This is a genomic window from Paraflavitalea pollutisoli, assembly GCF_029360705.1.
In the GTDB taxonomy this organism is placed as follows: domain Bacteria; phylum Bacteroidota; class Bacteroidia; order Chitinophagales; family Chitinophagaceae; genus Paraflavitalea; species Paraflavitalea pollutisoli.
In genome coordinates, this window is record NZ_JARKMX010000008.1 from 3,223,589 (window position 1) to 3,241,034 (window position 17,446).

Genomic DNA, 17,446 nt, shown 5'->3' on the forward strand with positions numbered 1-17,446 from the left:
TGGATTTCAGTACCAATCAGTTGCAATGTTATACAAAATAGCACTTCACCGTAATATTTCACTATGCTTCCTATTAATTTTTTTCCACCAGCATAAGGGGCTGGCACAGGAAATAAACACGAGTCCTTATGGGGTGCTGATTACAGCCAACCTGGCAGATTACCAACGACAGGTACAGTCCGACTCGCTCAAAAAGATGGTAGAACTTCAGTTATTGGCGCCCACCCTGCAATACGACCTTCGGTATGCTACTACCAACAATTTCATGCACCGGCGTATGTATACGCCCCCACCCCACTTCACGTTTCTCCGGACACCTGCCGCGCGCGCCTTACAGCTGGTTCAGCAGGAACTGGCTGAAAACGGTTACGGGCTCAAAATCTTCGACGCGTACCGGCCCTATTCCGTTACGGTAAGTTTCTGGGAACTGGTGAAAGATGAACGTTATGTGGCCAATCCTGCGAAGGGATCGGGGCACAACCGGGGACTGGCGGTAGACCTTACGATCATCGAACTTTCATCCGGCAGGGAACTCGATATGGGCACAGGATTCGATAATTTCTCCGACTCTGCCCACCAAAGCTTTGCAGCCCTGCCCCAGCAGGTGCTTGCCAATCGTCAAATGCTGAGCTCCACCATGCGCAAACATGGCTTCACCCTTCTTGAAACGGAATGGTGGCATTATTATTGGCCCAACGATCGGAATTATGAGGTATTGGATATTCCCTTTGCCGCATTGAAGCAGGCAGGTAAATGATAGGCGCCATCAGCCTGCAGTATCTGCCGTAGCAATCGGTTCTACAGCAGTTACTGCGTCTGTATTAATGGTCCCATAAATGTGGGGGAAGGTATCGGCGGTAGAAGGCGACCATTCATACACTAGTTGACTAGTCAGCTTTTCGGTATCTATCACGAGTTTCACCAGGTCGGTCTTCCCTTTAAAATAACGCTCCAGTACACTCGGTACCTGCGTTGCCAGGGAACAATGGATAAAGCCCTCCTCCTTGAATGAAGGTGCTTCGTAGGTGCCGGTCGAACGGGCCGTTGCCCATTCTGCCTGTGTGGTTACGTGATAGATGATCGCCATAGAGATTATATAATCCTTTTAATGTGTTGCTGTAGCATATAGAAATCTGCCATGACCATGGCCGTCACCGCTTCCAGCACAACGGGTACACGCAGGGCGATACACAGATCATGGCGGCCTTTTACGGAGAAGATCTCCTGCTCACCAGTTTCCCAGTTGAGCGTCGTTTGCTCTTTGGGTGTAGAGGAGGTGGGCTTGATGGCAATACGGAATACCAGCTCGTTGTTGTTGGTGATACCGCCTACGATACCACCTGCATGGTTCGTGCGTGTTTTACCGGTATTGTCTTCGATAGCATCGTTGTGCGCGCTGCCAAACATACGTGCAGCAGCGAAGCCAGTACCAAACTCGACCCCTCTTACCGCGGGGATGGCAAATACAGCGTGGCTCAATACCGACTCTACAGAATCAAAGAAAGGCTCACCCAGGCCGATCGGCAAACCATTGACCCGGCACTCGACGACACCACCAATGGTATCTTTTGCATCGATGGCTTTCTGCAATCCTTTTTCGAGATCGCTTTCTCCACCAATTTCCAGTATCGTGGCGGCTACTTCGCTTTGCTGCGTAGCCAGCAGTTTCTTTGCTATGACTCCGGCAGCTACCAGGCATACGGTGAGGCGACCGCTGAAATGCCCGCCGCCACGGAAATCTTCAAAGCCACCAAACTTTTGATGGGCCACGAAGTCCGCATGACCGGGACGCGGCACCGACCGTTGCTTCTCATAGTCGCCGGAACGGGTGTTCTTGTTTTCGAAGAGGATGGTGAGCGGCGCACCGGTTGTTTTATCATTGAATATGCCCGATTTGAAGATCGGAATATCATCTTCCTTACGGGGTGTAGTTCCTTTTTGCTGTCCGCCCTTGCGGCGCTCTATATCTGGCATAAAATCGGCTACGGTGAGGGGAAGTCCTGCCGGGCAGCCATCGATATTGATACCAACGCTCTCGCCATGCGATTCGCCGAAGATGGTTACCTTAAATATTCTGCCAAAACTGTTCATGTTGTTAGGTTGTGTTGTGTTACAAACTTCGTCAGCGCTTACACTGCATTCATTACTGGGCAATCTTTACCGATGCTCCCAGCTGTTGAATGTGCTGGTAGAAGTCGGGATAAGATTTATTGATCGCCTGGGCGTCGGCAATGGTCGTGGCACTGGTAGCTTTCAAACCAGCTACCGCACAAGCCATGGCGATTCGGTGATCGTGGTGCGAATTGGTGGCTGCACCGTTTACGCCGGTACCTCCGTGTACGATCATCAGGTCATCCTGCAGATCAATCTGGATGCCCATCTTTCCAAACTCTTCCTGCAGTGTCAACGCCCGGTTGCTCTCTTTGTGGGTAAGGCGGTTGGCCCCTTCGATCACCGTCTTGCCTTCGCAATAGGAGGCCAGGGCTACGAGCGGAGGAAACAGATCGGGACATTCAGTGGCATTGAAATGGAATGCTTTCAAAGGAGCTGGTCCTATTTCGATCTGTTCTGTTTGTACAGACATTTTCGCACCACTGCTCATCAATGCCTGCAGAATAGCCTTGTCGGCCTGGGTAGAGTATACATCCAGTCCTTTCACCGTGATATCCCCTGCAATGGCACCCGCCACCAGCAGGAAGGCACCACCGCTCCAGTCGCCTTCTACCGTGTATTGAATAGATTCCGTAGTCGGTTGTTTCGTAACCGCCTCGGCAAAATAGAACTGTTCATAGTTCCTGTTCTCGACCTCCCACCCAAAGTGCTTCATTACCTGCAGCGTAAGATCGATATAGGGCTTGCTCTTGAGGTCTTTTACGGTGAGGGCCACATCACTGGCACCCGATGCTGCATAGGCAAACAACAGGCCGGTGAGGAATTGTGAGCTGAGCGAGCCGTCTACTTCAATCGCAGCAGGCTTCAGCGGTCCTTTAACCTGCAATGGCAACTTACCGCCATTGGAAACGATCTCTACGCCCAGCTGGGGCAATACCGTATCGAAGAAATCCATCGGACGGGTCAGCAGACTGCCTTCGCCATTGATGGTAATGTTTTTGTTGCTCAAGGCTACCAGCGGGGTAAACATGCGGATACCCAGACCACTTTCGCCGCAATTCACGGCGCCGGCATCGGGATTGACGCCCTTGCTGGTGATCTTCAGCGATCCGTCGGTCAGTTGCTCCACATACGCACCCAGGCCACGGATCACACCAAGGGCTGCACGGTCATCGTTGGAGTTGCCGGGATTCTTAATGACAGTTACACCATTCGTTAGCAGGGCCGCTGCACAGGCTCTTTGCATGGAGCTTTTGGAAGTGGGTGCCTGGATGGCGCCCTGTATGGCAGACGGCTGTATTGTTGCGATCATAATTTATCGTATCGTTTGTCAGGTACCTGCCAGCCTATGCGGCTGGCTGCCCTTAACCTTGTAAAATAATTTGTTCCAGTTGTGTCATCGGTATGGACTTGACGATGCCTTTGCCGATCTTTTCCAGCAGCACATAGTTCATGGCTGCACGTTCGCGCTTTTTATCCATTTTCAATATATCGAATGCTTTCTGGCGGTCGTAGTCGGTGTGTACGGGCAATCCGTATTGCGCCAGCACCTTCACTACCCTTTCGCTTTCTTTGAACTTTGCCAGTTGTGCAGAGATGTTACAGGCAACCACCATACCGATGGAGATGGCCTGTCCGTGCGACAAGGCGTACATGTTCTCGATGGCATGTCCGAGGGTATGCCCAAAATTGAGCAGGCGCCGCTCTCCTGTTTCAAACTCATCTTTTTCCACCACCGTAGACTTGATCACCGCATTGCGGCGGATCAGTTTGGCCAAGGCGGCTTTATCTTTCTGGTAGTACTTCAGTTTATTCTTCTCCAGTTCGCGGAACAGGGCTGCCTCTTTGATGCAGCTGTGCTTAATGATCTCCGCAAAGCCGTTGATCCATTCGGTTTCGGGCAATGTTTTCAGGATGCTGTAATCGTACAGTAGAAAATCGGGCTGACGGATGGTACCCACCAGGTTTTTGTAAACACCTACATCGATACCGTTCTTGCCACCAATAGAGGCATCTACCATGGCCAGCACCGTAGTAGGCACGAAACCTACTTTCAGACCACGCATGTATACTGCGGCCACATAACCGGTCAGGTCGGTGATCACTCCACCACCTACGCCTACGAGTACCGTCTTGCGATCAGCACCGAGGGCAATGAGTTGTTCGATCACCGAGTTGGCGGTTGCTTGTATCTTATGCTGCTCACCGGCGGGAATCACAATGCTTTTCCAGCCTTTGAACTTTTTGGGTTGTGCACGAAAAATGTTGTCATCGGTGATGAGCACCGTATGGTCCTTATCGATCAGTTTGGTGAGATAAGTGAAGTCGGCGTCGAAATAATAGTCTACCTTCTTGGCAGTGAACTGATACGTTTTCTTTTGCATGCCTATTGCTGTATTTTATCAAACACCTCCAATTCACTCTCCAGCGTCTTCGTCTTGTGATATTCTTCTTGCCGGCCTATGTAATCGGTCACCTGCTTGAGCGTACTCGGGTTGACCGATAGCGCGGCGTAATGTTCCTCCCATTGAAAATGGGTGTTGACCATCCGGATCTCATTGACCCATTCCATGGCATCCGTGCGGATACTTCTGACCACCTGCGTCAGGTTTTGTGCCGGATGCAGTTGTATCAGGGTATGCACATGGTCTTCCACGCCATTGATGGCGATGACCTGTATGCCTTTTTCGGCGGCCCGTTTCTGAATGTGGGGGAACAGTAGTGCACGGATGGGCTTTGAAAGTAACGGCTCACGGTTGTGAACGCTCCAGATAATATGGACAAACAGATAAATTCTATTCTGGTTATCAGTCATACGTATCGTTATTGCTGAGCGAAGGCCGGTGGCCGGTTGGCAGCACCGGATAGCCAGGTTATTTCAAATGAGGGGTGTGCAGCACCTCTATGCCTTCGCGGGCCTGCCGCCATCGTCTTCGCAGGCGATCGCTGGAGGCGGCAGGCCGCGGGCATATTATCACTATGCGTTCATGATCTTGTTCTGGTGGTTGATACTTTCCATGTGCACCGCGTCGAAATACTTGGTGATGAATTCTTTGGAAAGTCCCAGTTTGTCACCTTGTTTGAAGGCACGTTCGAGGATCTCGTTCCAACGGTTGGTTTGCAGGATCGTGATGTCGTTGTTCTTCTTATACTCACCGATCTTTTCAGCGATCTTCATACGCTGACCAAGGATCTGCATCAGTTCGTCATCGAGGTGATTGATCTGCTGGCGCAGTTTCTCGAGGGCAACGTGGAATTCTTCCGATCCGCTGTCTTCTTTACGCCAGGTGATGTCACCCAGCATTTCTGCGAGTCTTTCGGGTGTGATCTGTTGTTTGGCATCGCTCCAGGCATTATCCGGATCGATATGGCTTTCGATGATGAGACCGTCCATATCGAGGTCAATCGCCTTTTGAGCTACATCCTGGAGTATATCGCGACGACCACAGATATGGGAAGGATCGTTGATCATGATCATACCGGGGTTACGACGCTTCATTTCGATAGCGAGGTGCCACATGGGGGCATTGCGGTATTCGGTATTGCCATAAGCGCTGAAACCACGGTGGATCAGGCCAATGTTCTTGATACCGGCTTTTGCTACCCGCTCAACAGCGCCGATCCAGAGTTCCAAGTCGGGGTTGATGGGGTTCTTGATCAAAACGGGAACATCCACACCACGGAGGGCGTCGGCTACATCCTGCACGCTGAATGGATTCACGGTGGTCCGTGCGCCAATCCAGAGTACATCCACACCAAAGTGCAGGGCATCTTCCACCTGTTTGCCAGTAGCTACTTCTACCGTAACGGGCAAACCAGTGATCTTCCGGGCTTGTTGCATCCAGGGCAATCCTTTGGTGCCGATCCCTTCAAAGCTGCCGGGGCGGGTACGAGGTTTCCAGATACCTGCGCGGAGCAGGTCTACCTTACCGGTTTTGGCGAGGCGCTGTGCTGTTTCAATGACCTGCTCTTCCGTTTCTGCGGAGCAAGGACCTGAAATGATCAGGGGACGTTTGCTGTTCCACTTGCTGAGCACAAGTTCCTTCATACTGTTAGTGTCGATCGCTTGCATAATATAGTGATTGATATGTTAACAAGTTGATTTTTGCTTCCGGTTGACAGGCGGCTGAAAATGCAGGAGGTATAGTAACTACCTGTCAACTTTTCAACTTGCCAACTACCGGCGGCTGTCTGCGTCGTTCATCCTGATCCTTCTGCCCTTGTAGTTCTTACCATCAATGGCAGCGATCATTTGCTTGGCCGCTCTTTTATCGATCTCGATCCAGCTGTTCATTTCCTTCATGTCGATCCTACCCAACACTTCTTTGCGCAAATCACTCATATCGAGGATAAACTGCAGGAAACTCGCTTTATAGAATCCGTCTTTGGTACCGAGGTTCACAAACAGGCGGGCTACATCACCACCGCCACTGAATTGTTGTCTGCCACCTCTTTCGCCGCGGCTATCACCACGGTCACCGCGATCGTTGCCTCTCCGGTCACCGGAGTTCCGGTCGAAACGCTCTCTGCGTTGGTCGTATACGTTCAGGTCTTCGGCATTTTCATAATACTTCAGGAACCTGTCGAATTCCATCGCCGCTACACGTTTCAGGACTTCTTCCTTGCTTACATCGGCAAACTTCTCTTCCAGCATCGGTACATAGCTTTCGTAATCGCCATGGCTGATATCGGTTTGCAGCAGTTTGTCCATGAAGTGGAAGAACTGTTTGCGGCAAACATCTTTTCCGGCAGGGATGTCCATCTTGTGGAAAGGCACCTGCACGATACCCTGGATATGCCGCATCTTACCCATCTCACGCATGTGAATGATCGACATACAAACACCGGTGTTACCAGCGCGGCCGGTACGACCACTACGGTGCGTGTACACTTCCACATCATCGGGCAGTTCGTAGTTGATGACGTGGGTAATACCCTGTACGTCGATACCACGTGCTGCTACATCCGTTGCTATTAAGAGCTGTAGGGTTTTATCCCTGAATTCACCCATTACCTTATCCCGCTGTTGTTGGGTGAGGTCGCCATGGAGTGCGTCGATATCATATCCCTCGCGGGTCAGTTTTTCGGCGATCTCCTGGGCGTCGGCTTTGGTACGGGTAAAGATGATACCATAGATACCCGGGTTAAAATCGATCAACCGCTTCAATGCCTGGTACCTGTACTGTGCACTGGTCACAAAGTATTGGTGGTCGATGTTCTTATTGGCCGTATTCGTTTTACCTACTGTGATCTCTACTGGCTCCTTCAGGTACTTCTTGCTGATCCGGCGAATTTCCGGTGGCATTGTCGCACTGAATAACCAGGTGCTCTCACGTTTGGGCGTATTCTGGAGAATGAATTCGATATCCTCCTTGAATCCCATGTTCAGCATTTCATCCGCCTCGTCAAGAACTACATATTTTATTTGTTCTAAATTGATCGCTTTGCGTTCAATAAGATCAATCAAACGTCCGGGCGTAGCTACTACGATCTGCACACCTCTTTTCAGGTCACGGATCTGCTGTCCGATGGAAGTACCTCCATACACAGCAACTACATGCATGCCCGTCTGGAACTTCTTAAATCCTTCCAATTCATTCACGATCTGCAGGCACAATTCTCTGGTGGGGCAAACCACCAATGCCTGGGGATACTTCTGTCCTTCATCAACCAAGTGCAGCAGAGGGAGTCCGAATGCAGCTGTTTTACCAGTACCTGTCTGTGCCAAACCGACCAGGTCCTTTGTACCACTCAAAAGAACAGGAATAGCCTTTTCCTGTATGGGGGTTGGGTTTACATAGCCTAGAGCGTCGGTAGCCTGTACCAGCTTCGCATCCAAACCCAACTCTGCGAAAGTCATCATAACAATTAAAATTTGCGCAAAGGTACAAATAATGCCCGCCTTAGCCTAATCCATTCATTATGATGCCCAAATAACCTACCCTTAACAGGTCTTTTGGGCCCACTCCCACCGGGTTTCGTCAGCCCTTATTTGAGGATCCGACGGATCTTATTGGCGTTTTCAATGAGCTCTTGCAGGTATTCATAATTTTCCTTTTCCAGGCAACTTTTGAACTTCCGCAGCTGGCTGATGTGTTCATTCAACACATCCAACACATTATCACGGTTTTGCATAAAGATCGGGACCCACATGGCCGGATTGCTCTTGGCCAGGCGCACCGTGCTTTCGAATCCGCCACCCGCCAGCTCGAAAATGGCATCTTCTTCCTTTTCCTTCTCCAAAACGGTATTGGCAAGGGCAAAAGAGGTGATATGTGAAATATGGCTAATATAGGCTGCGTGCATGTCATGCTCGTTGGCTCCCATATAGGTCATGTGCATGCCGAGCAGCCGGTATACCTGTTCGATCTTTTCCACCGCAACCGGATCACTCTTCTCTTTTTCGCAGATCACGCAAGCCCGGCCGATAAAGGCATCTTTCACGGCCGCCTCCGGGCCACTGTACTCCGTACCCCACATCGGGTGGGTCGCCACGAAGCGACTACGCATGGGATGGTCGCTCAATGCCGCACAAAGAGCATTCTTCGTTGAACCGGCATCGGCCACGATCTGCTGATCGGTGACCAGGTCCATCACCTGCCGCATCACGGGAATGGTAGCATCTACTGGGATGGCCACATAGATCAGGTCACTTTGCTTCACCGCTTCTTCGAGCGGAAGGGCTTCGTCGATCAAGCCCAGCTCCAGGGCTTTCTGTGCGCTGGCTTCCGTGCGACTTACCCCAATTACTTTTTTGGCCAGCCCCTTTTGTTTCAGCGCAATACTGAAAGATCCGCTGATCAAACCGACTCCCACGATGGTAACCGTATTGAACATTTGTCTTGTGTCTTTTACCTGTTATTGGTTGTGCTTATCGTACGACCTGCGTTGCCTGGTGTGCTTTTACCCGTTGGATGCTGTCGGTCAGCTTCTCTTCCGGGCTGCAAAGACTCACGCGGATATAACCGTCACCGGCGCTACCGAAAATACCGCCTGGGGTGATGAATACATTCGCATTGTAGAGGATCTCATCACTCAAGGCAAAGCCACTTTGATAGCCTGACGGGATCTTTGCCCATACGAACATACCAGCCTGGCTTTTATCATACACGCAGTGGAGCAGATCGAGCAGCTCAAACACTTTGGTGCGGCGGGCTGCGTATTGTTTGTTCACGCTATCGTACCAGTCTTTACCAAGCCCAAGGGCTTTGGCAGCCGCCAGCTGCACCGGCAGGAACATACCGCTGTCCATATTGCTCTTGAAGCGCAGCACTTCATCGATGCGTTCTTTGGCACCGCTGAGCGTACCGATACGCCAGCCAGCCATATTCTGCGACTTGCTGAGTGAGTTCAGTTCGATCACCACTTCTTTTGCTCCGACGATGCTGAGCAGGCTCATAGGGGCCTCATTCAGGATGAAGCTATAGGGATTGTCGTGGCAGATAAGAATGTTATGCTTTTTACCGAAGGCCACCAACTTTTCGAATACCGCCTTCTCCGGCAGTTTGCCCGTTGGCATCTGCGGATAGTTGACCCACATCAGCTTGAAACCACCCTGTGCTACAAGTGCGTCCAGCGCTTCAAAATCGGGATACCAGTTATTGGCTTCTGTCAGTTCGTAATCCACACAGGTACCACCGGCCAGCTTAACCGCACTGCGGTAAGTAGGATAACCGGGGTTGGGTACCAGTACTTTGTCGCCTTCATTGAGGTAGGTCATGCAGATGTGCATGATCCCTTCCTTGCTACCGATCAGTGGTAGTACCTCCGTATCGGGATTGAGGGTAACGCCATACCAGGTAGCATACCAGTCGGCTACTGCCTTGCGCAGTACTGGTGATCCCTTGTAGTTTTGATAGGCATGCACATTGTGCTTCGCACTTTCTTCCTGCAAGGTTTTGATCACTTCCGGATGTGGCGGCAGATCGGGGCTTCCGATGCCGAGGTTGATGATCTGCTTGCCCTGTTTGTTCAGGTCATCGATCTCCCGCAGCTTTTGCGAGAAATAGTATTCACCGATACCTTCCAACCTTTTTGCTGTAGCGATAGTCATAATAGCTGGGATGCTGTTTTATTCAAATGCCGGCACTACTGGCCCGGACGTTTATTTACCATTTTTGTATACACCATATATCTTCAACTCGGCAATGATCGGCCTGATTGCTTCGATCACTTCATTGAACTGTTCGATCGTATCGAATTCCATATCCGCATGGAAGCTGTACTGAAATTCGGTACCGGGTATCGGAAAGCTTTGCAGCTTGCTGAGGTTGATGCCCCCGTCTGCAATCTTGCCGAGCACACGTGCCAGGCTGCCGCGCGAGTGATCGGTATTGAAGTTGACCGATGCCTTGTTGGCTCCCTCCACTGGTACGGCCTTGCCGTCGGGTTGTAATACCAGGAAGCGCGTATAGTTGTTCTTCATGGTGTGGATATTGGGAGCAGCGATCTCAAGGCCAAAAAGGTCGCCTGCCAGCTTGCTGGCGATCGCGGCAATATGTTTGCTGCGGTGTTGCTGCAGGTGCTTGGCGCTAAGCGCGGTATCTTCAGTCTCCACCAGTTTCCAGTCGTATTTATCCAGATAATCCTGGCATTGCAGGATCGCCATATGATGCGAGTGTACTTCACGGATATCTTCGAGCTTGACGCCGGGGTTAACTAACAGTTGTTGTTTGATTGGCAGGTAGATCTCTCCTACAATGGTGAGGTTGCTTTTTTGCAGCAGGGTGTAATTAGGCAGGATGCTGCCGGCAATGGAATTCTCAATCGCCATGACGCCTCCCTCACTTTCCTTCCGGTTGGCGGCGATTTTCACGACTTCGCGAAAAGTGGCGCATGGAATCACTTCTACATCTTTACCAAAGAACTGGCGGGCAGCTACCTGGTGAAAACTACCTTCATAGCCTTGAATCGATACTCGAATATCTTTCCCGTTGTTACCGGGTGCTGAACTACTGTTCAAAGGGTCCATTTGTAGCTGATGTTCCATCGGTTGTTTTTAAAGCCTACCATACTGATAGACAGTACTCTATTGGCAAAAAAAATCCCGGCCTTTTGGCCGGGATCCTTATGTTGATTTTATCTTTTCTATTTTACTTTCAACAAAAGCATACCCGGCCTACTTGTAAAGTAGAAGTAAAAATAAAAGTAAAAGAAACCGTATGCTCTTGTCATTAACATGAATCAAAAATAATCAGTAATCGCGAAAAACAAAATTCTTTTTTTAAGCCCCAATTACGACGGCCAAACTCTTGTTTTGTTATCCAAACCCACTACCAGTCGCTATTCCAGGCGCTTTTGTATCTCTCCGTCAATCTTTTTGAACAAATGAAAAGGTTTGTAGGTACGCCAGTTCTCGAGTTGCATCAGCTCTACATACCGGTATAATTTTGCCCGGCGGAAGTCGTGCTGTGTCTGTTCGGGCATATTTAATATAACGACCCACCCATTCTCATCCGTCACTTCTTCAAACCACTCCTGGTAGTAGTCTTTATCGCCACTGTGGAAGTTCAATACATTTTCGCCAATGAAAATAAACTTGGTGATACCCATCGAGAAGAATGGATCGGCTACCTCCCGTTTCAACTCCATGATATCGTTTTCGATCGCATCATTCCATTCGCCAAACAGCTCGATGATCACATACTTCTCTTCGTAATCGGCCATCAGCACTTTCAGGTACAACGTCCGTGATCCGAAATCATCCCACTGCGGATGGATGAGGTGATTGTAGATCGCCTGGGTAAAGGTAAACTCCGAATACACCCTTCCAAAAAAGGGAGAACGCTCATCCTGCTCACTGGTATATATATGGCGCCAATTATAAAATGGTTCTATATCGTGCATGGGTACAATTTACAGGTATCGGCAGGCCGTTTCCAAATATTTATAACCACTTTCACGATTTTTTGCCTACCTGATCCCGTTTTATTAAAAATACTGTCCCCAAAATTAATGTGCCAGCCTGCTCTGCCGCTCCAGGCATTGGTGCCTGATCCACATTCTTCCTGGCTCCAATGGCAAGGGCTGCCTCCACAAAGGGGCAGCCCTTGCTATGAATTGATCAGCGCTCCTTATTGTTTGATGAAGCTGCTGCGGAATTGCTGACCACCCGCCTGCAGTGTCAGGTAATAAGTACCGGGTTTTAGTCCCGCGCAGGAAAGGGTGCGGCCTATCGCCAGTTTCTCCTGCAATACGACCATCCCGGCAGCATTGTATACCACTGCCCTAGCCTGTTGTGCTGATACCGGCCACTCTACACGCAACGCCCCCTGTACCGGATTGGGATAAAGATTGATGCCGCGGCTGGCAACAGATGGCTGTACCACCACCAGGTTGGACCAGGTAATGCGACCATCGAGGTCTGTTTGTTTCAGCCGGTACCAGGTCTTGACGGTAGCACCACGCTGCTCGGTATAGTTGTAATCGATACGGTGATCGCTATTGCCGGCACCCGCCAGGGTAGTTACGGTGGTAAAGGTATTGCCGTCTGTGCTCTTCTCTATTGTAAAAGTTGCATTGTTCGATTCCTGCGCGGTAGCCCAGGTCAACAGTACATCTCCATTCGTTTCCTGTGCTTTGAAGAACAACAGGCTGACGGGCAAAGTACCCGATAGGGTGGCGAAGCCCTGCACGGCCGTAGGGTTGTATACAGGTGCCGCTGAACCATTGTATTCAAAAATGCTGTAGTGATAGGTCTTATTGGCCTGTAATCCTGTAACCAGTACCGTGTTGCCAGTTCCTGCATATACCACATATTCGCCGGCAGCCACCTGTGAACCGCTTTTGAAAGCGGCATTGGCAGGATATACACTGAGCATTGCCGGTGTTGCGGTCACTACCCCACCCTCTTTCATGATCACGAGGCGGCCTGCTCCATTGCCATTGGTCCAGTTCAGGGCCATACTGGTGGCTCCAGGTGTAGTGATCGGTGTTGCCGGCGGTGTAGCCGGTGCAGCAACAGTTGCTATAGTACCGTTTAGTACGGACGATGTCAGGTAGCGGATCAATGTACCCGTTCCGTTGAATTCGAAGATGGTATAATGGTAAGTAGCCGCAGGTTGCAGACCAGTCACTTCTACCGTATTCAACGCACTGCTGTGCACGATGTACTGACCACCACCCAGATCTGTGCCTGCACCGAACACGGTATTGGCAGCATAGCTCACACCAGGGCTTGGAACAAAGGTGACTGCACTCCCCTGCTTCATCACCACGATCCGCTTTTCCCCATCACCGGCCGTCCATTTGAATCCAAACTTGTTTCCGTCCCGCGATTCAACAACTGCATTGGAAGCGGGTGCAGTGGGCACCGTAGCGCCAGGCACATCGGTCGTCGTAAAACTATAGGTACCGGGTGACGCGCGCAGGTAAGCCGGCGACTCATAACCGTTCATCTCAAAACAAGCGACATGATAGGTGGTATTGGCTTCGAGCCCGTATACATTCACCACACCGCTGCCGCTGGGAATATAGATCGCATAGTTACCATCACTCATCAAGGCGGCTGCAGCACCGAAGGTGGTACTGTAAGTATACTTAATGAGATCCTGGGGCAACACATTGACTGCTGCTCCTTTCTTCATCACGACCAGACGATAAGCGCCATTGCCTTTGGTGATATTGATATTGGCAGTGGTAGCTTGTATACCCGATACGCTGGTGATCACAGCTGGTGTGGTCGGCCAGGTAACAGTAGACCCGTTGTGTGTCAGGAAAGAAGATACCAGGTAGTCTGGTGTACCATCAGCTGCCAGGTTATAATCGAATACAGCAAAATGATAGGTACTAGCCATCTCGAGCGCATCGAGCTCCACATAATTGGCAGTACCGTTAAATACAACATATTCGCCAGTTGCCAGCTCCTGTCCCAGACTAAATTTATTGTTGGCAGTATAGGCTGCACCATCCACCGGCTTCGCGGTAACGGCACTTCCCTTTTTAGCAATCACCAGCCGGTGTGATCCACCACCATTGGTCCAGCCCAAACGGAAGGTCTTACCTTCATTCCACAACACCGTGGGTGCGGTGGAAGGATTAGCTGGTTGAGCAGGCACGACGAAATTAAACGTTGCGCCGGTAGATGAATAGACCGCATGGTTGTTGCCATTGAATTCGTAGATAGCGAGATGATAAGTAACCCCGGGTAACAGGTTATTGACTGTAAAGGAACTACCATTCATACCACCGTGTATCACATAGTTGCCGGGCGCCACCTGGGCACCGGATCCAAAGTTGGCGTTGCCGGTGTACCGGGTTAGGTTAGCCGGAACAGCATCCACGGCACTGCCCGCTTTCATGATCACCACGCGGTAAGCTCCGTCGCCATTGGTAAACCCAATAGAGGCTGTACCACCCGACAAGCTGTTCAGCTTGATATTGGAGCAAACTTTGGTGGGTGTAGTAGCCGTACTACCGCTACGAATAGCTGAGCTGCTGGTGAGGTAATACGGGGTACCGGCTGCATCGACATCATACTCATACACCCGGATATGATACGTCGTGTTGGGTTCCAAACCAATCAGGTCTGCGTAATTATTGCTGGTGGACCCAAATACGAATTCGCCGGGCGCGATCTCCGTTCCGTTGCCAAATGTATTGTTGGATGAATACACGACACCATTAACCGGTACCGCTGTTACGGCACTCTCTTTCTTAGCAATGAACAGGCGGCGGTTACCATTGCCCACGCTGACCGATACGCGGTATTCATCGCCTTCCACATAACTGAACCCAATGCCGGTTGGAGCCGTATTGGGCCCCTGGTTGGTGACACCGCTACCAGCTGTGCCAGGGTTCAGGTATACCGGGAAGGAAACACCATTGTATTCAAACACCGAGAAGTGATAGGTTGTATTGGGCTCCAGGTTCTTGATCGTACAACCCGCTGCGGTTCCTTTGTATACGACGTAGTGATCGGCACCGATCTTTGATCCGGCTCCGAAATCAGCTTCTGCGCCGTAATTAGTAAGGTCAGTGGGCGCCAGGTTCACAGCAGCGCCTTTGCGGGCGAACACGATCCTTCCCGAACCATTTCCTTTTGTCCAGGAGAGTATCATCGTATTACCTGTGGATGTTGTTTTTACCACACTGGTTGTGGGCGTGGCAGGCGCCACTACGGTAGCCTGGTTACCTTCCAGCGGCAACATCAGGTAGGTAATACCAGCACCTGTACCGTCATATTCGAAGATAGCTACGTAGTAAGTGGTGCCGGGCTTCAGCTTATCGGCATTGAAGGTCGTAAAAGATGTTTTGGAGATCACGAATTCACCGGGCCCCGTAAAAGCAGTACCGGCAGTTCCAAAATTAAAATGGGACTGATAATCGACACCATTGACAGGCAGACCTGTCACTGGGCTGCCTTCTTTCATCACCACGATACGGCCCCGACCATTTCCGGCAGTAAAGCTACCGTTGAGGCGTGATCCATCATGGTCTTTCCAGGTAAGATTGCTGGTTGGCACGGTCGGCGCAGCTGCGGCCATTGTCCATTGTTGCACAAATACTGTAAGCAGGAATAGAGTAATAAATCGTTTCATAAATACTTTATGGTTTGGTAAATACAGGTCCATTCGGCCGTGACCTGTGCCGGCAGACAAGGGAAGGTTTATCAGGAAGTGGAATGATATACCAGCTATGGCTGGTTGCAGCCAGCTGGTGGTAACGGGTGATGAAGATGCAAAACTATACGCTGGTATTTCCTGCGCAATCTGTTGTGCATTGAACTGAATAATCGGCTCTACGAATCGACAAAAGGATGGATGAAGTGGGAAAAGGCAGCGAGGCATAGAGGCACCAAGTCCTTCGAGGCGACAGGGCGACAAGGTAACGAGTCAACGAGGCCTAACGGAAAGCAGGGCAACGGGCATTTCAGAGAAGTGTTTATCACTAAAGACCCCAACAAGCAGCGAATGGACCAGACTAAAACAACGATCCCCCGTCGAAGCGACGGGGGATCTAGCCTGCAAAAGTATCATTAACTATTAGTGTAGTACTGTTAATCAGCCGCCACCAGCAACTGATCTGCGTAAACGGTCTTCCTGGTATTGTCAACAATCTTCACCAGGTAGATGCCTTTGGTGGTTTTGTAAGACAATGGCATTTCAGCCACTTGTCCTTCATAACTTACGTTGACGGTCTTCTGCTGGATCAACCGGCCTTGCAGGTCTACCAACTGAACATCGTAACGACCAGGCTCCGTATTGAAGCTGACGCGAAACATGTTCCTGGTGGCTGGATTGGGGAACAGTGCGATCTTATCATTGCCGATACGCTGACGGGCGATGAATGCCGGTACCGTCGTATTGCGTTTGCTTTCGAAAGCAAGCTGGCTATTGGCCAGGTCGGATGCATTGTAGACATTACCATTATTGGGCAGCAATTTGGCATTCCATTCGTTCATATCCACTTCATAATAGCCTTCTACCGAATTGGCGCTGCTGACAATCAGCTTATCATCCCCTACCACGGCTGCTCCGTTGGTCGTGAATGCTGCGGGTATGCCATTGATCTTTTTTACAAAGGTGGCCTGCCGCGTACTGATGTCCACTTTGAATACATAGTGACTGGAAGAGATCACGTAGAGGTTACCAAGGGCATCGGCAATCATGTCTCCTCCCCAGCTGGCAGGCTTGGTATGTATGGATACATCACCATTGGCCGGATCATCGATCAATGATCCCAGATCGGTGATGACAGGTTTGCGCCCTGTAGTAAACTTCAGCAAATGCCGACCATCGTTGCTGAGTGCATACCCTTGTCCGTCGACCGCAATAGCCATCCGTGTAATGTGGTTGGCCTCATCTTTCAGGTCTTTCGCCAATCCAAAGGCTTCGCCTTCGAAATAAGCGATGGTGGCTTCTTTTTCGCCCAGCTTGATCACCCGAAGTTCGTTAATCCCCATAGGTGTATAGAAGAGCTGGTTGTGTACTTTATCGTAGGCACAGGCCGCTGAAAAGGTATTGAAGGGAAGTTGGTTCACGTTGGCCACATTGCCCTGTGGATCTTTGATGGCAATGGGTTTGCCGGTGCGGGCATTGGTCAATTGGAAACTGGTCGGCTTGTTGTTGTCGTACACCGAACGAACAACTTCACCACTGCCAAGATCGATCAGTTTCACTTCTGTCCATACGAATGAACCTTTGGTGGCCGCAGTGATCGCATAGGCCTGGCGGCTTGTCTGCTGTGCAGTGGCAGCCACCAATGAAAACGATGTAATAGTAGCGAGTAGAATTTTGTGATTCATAGACCGGTTATTAATGATGGTAGATATAAGGAAGATACGAACATTTCGTAGATATACCTAATTAATGTTTGGGGAAGGGGCACGGAATTG

The 17,446-nt window shown here is 50.4% G+C and carries 14 protein-coding genes; 1 reads left to right on the forward strand and 13 read right to left on the reverse strand.

From position 1 onward, the window contains the following. The first annotated feature begins 133 nt into the window (after positions 1 to 133). A complete protein-coding gene (locus P2W70_RS26555; RefSeq protein ID WP_276484586.1) occupies positions 134 to 757 on the forward strand; it encodes a M15 family metallopeptidase in 624 nt (207 codons plus the stop codon). 9 nt (positions 758 to 766) lie between these two features. Here the strand turns inward: P2W70_RS26555 and P2W70_RS26560 are convergent, their stop codons facing one another. The 13 genes from P2W70_RS26560 to P2W70_RS26620 form a co-directional block, all read right to left on the reverse strand. Continuing rightward, complete coding sequence (locus P2W70_RS26560; protein ID WP_276484587.1) at positions 767 to 1,087, reverse strand: DUF952 domain-containing protein; 321 nt, start codon at positions 1,085 to 1,087, stop codon at positions 767 to 769. A 5-nt stretch (positions 1,088 to 1,092) separates the two neighbouring features. Then, complete coding sequence (locus P2W70_RS26565) at positions 1,093 to 2,091, reverse strand: chorismate synthase (protein WP_276484588.1); 999 nt, start codon at positions 2,089 to 2,091, stop codon at positions 1,093 to 1,095. Positions 2,092 to 2,143: 52 nt separating this feature from the next. Beyond that, entirely contained in the window at positions 2,144 to 3,424 is a 1,281-nt protein-coding gene (aroA, locus tag P2W70_RS26570) for a 3-phosphoshikimate 1-carboxyvinyltransferase (RefSeq protein WP_276484589.1), read from the reverse strand. Between the two features lie 52 nt (positions 3,425 to 3,476). Then, positions 3,477 to 4,496, reverse strand: coding sequence for a 3-dehydroquinate synthase (gene aroB, locus P2W70_RS26575; protein ID WP_276484590.1), 1,020 nt, complete (start codon positions 4,494 to 4,496; stop codon positions 3,477 to 3,479). Positions 4,497 to 4,498: 2 nt separating this feature from the next. Then, the gene (locus P2W70_RS26580) at positions 4,499 to 4,927 is read right to left on the reverse strand and encodes a transposase (RefSeq protein WP_276484591.1); all 429 of its coding nucleotides are present in this window, start codon (positions 4,925 to 4,927) and stop codon (positions 4,499 to 4,501) included. A gap of 162 nt (positions 4,928 to 5,089) precedes the next feature. Next, positions 5,090 to 6,184, reverse strand: a complete 1,095-nt coding sequence (locus tag P2W70_RS26585) for a chorismate mutase (protein ID WP_276484592.1) — start codon at positions 6,182 to 6,184, stop codon at positions 5,090 to 5,092. A gap of 105 nt (positions 6,185 to 6,289) precedes the next feature. Further along, on the reverse strand, positions 6,290 to 7,975 hold the full coding sequence (locus tag P2W70_RS26590) for a DEAD/DEAH box helicase (RefSeq protein ID WP_276484593.1): 1,686 nt from the start codon (positions 7,973 to 7,975) through the stop codon (positions 6,290 to 6,292). 125 nt (positions 7,976 to 8,100) lie between these two features. Next, a complete protein-coding gene (locus tag P2W70_RS26595) occupies positions 8,101 to 8,949 on the reverse strand; it encodes a prephenate dehydrogenase (protein WP_276484594.1) in 849 nt (282 codons plus the stop codon). Positions 8,950 to 8,983: 34 nt separating this feature from the next. Continuing rightward, complete coding sequence (locus tag P2W70_RS26600) at positions 8,984 to 10,165, reverse strand: pyridoxal phosphate-dependent aminotransferase (protein ID WP_276484595.1); 1,182 nt, start codon at positions 10,163 to 10,165, stop codon at positions 8,984 to 8,986. Positions 10,166 to 10,216: 51 nt separating this feature from the next. Next, the gene (locus P2W70_RS26605; protein ID WP_276484596.1) at positions 10,217 to 11,101 is read right to left on the reverse strand and encodes a prephenate dehydratase; all 885 of its coding nucleotides are present in this window, start codon (positions 11,099 to 11,101) and stop codon (positions 10,217 to 10,219) included. 293 nt (positions 11,102 to 11,394) lie between these two features. Continuing rightward, positions 11,395 to 11,958 carry a hypothetical protein gene (locus P2W70_RS26610; RefSeq protein WP_276484597.1) on the reverse strand — a complete coding sequence of 188 codons (564 nt, stop codon included), beginning with the start codon at positions 11,956 to 11,958 and terminating at the stop codon, positions 11,395 to 11,397. Between the two features lie 227 nt (positions 11,959 to 12,185). After that, positions 12,186 to 15,650, reverse strand: coding sequence for a T9SS type A sorting domain-containing protein (locus P2W70_RS26615; RefSeq protein ID WP_276484598.1), 3,465 nt, complete (start codon positions 15,648 to 15,650; stop codon positions 12,186 to 12,188). Between the two features lie 458 nt (positions 15,651 to 16,108). After that, complete coding sequence (locus P2W70_RS26620) at positions 16,109 to 17,356, reverse strand: T9SS type A sorting domain-containing protein (RefSeq protein ID WP_276484599.1); 1,248 nt, start codon at positions 17,354 to 17,356, stop codon at positions 16,109 to 16,111. Between the last annotated feature and the right edge of the window lie 90 nt (positions 17,357 to 17,446).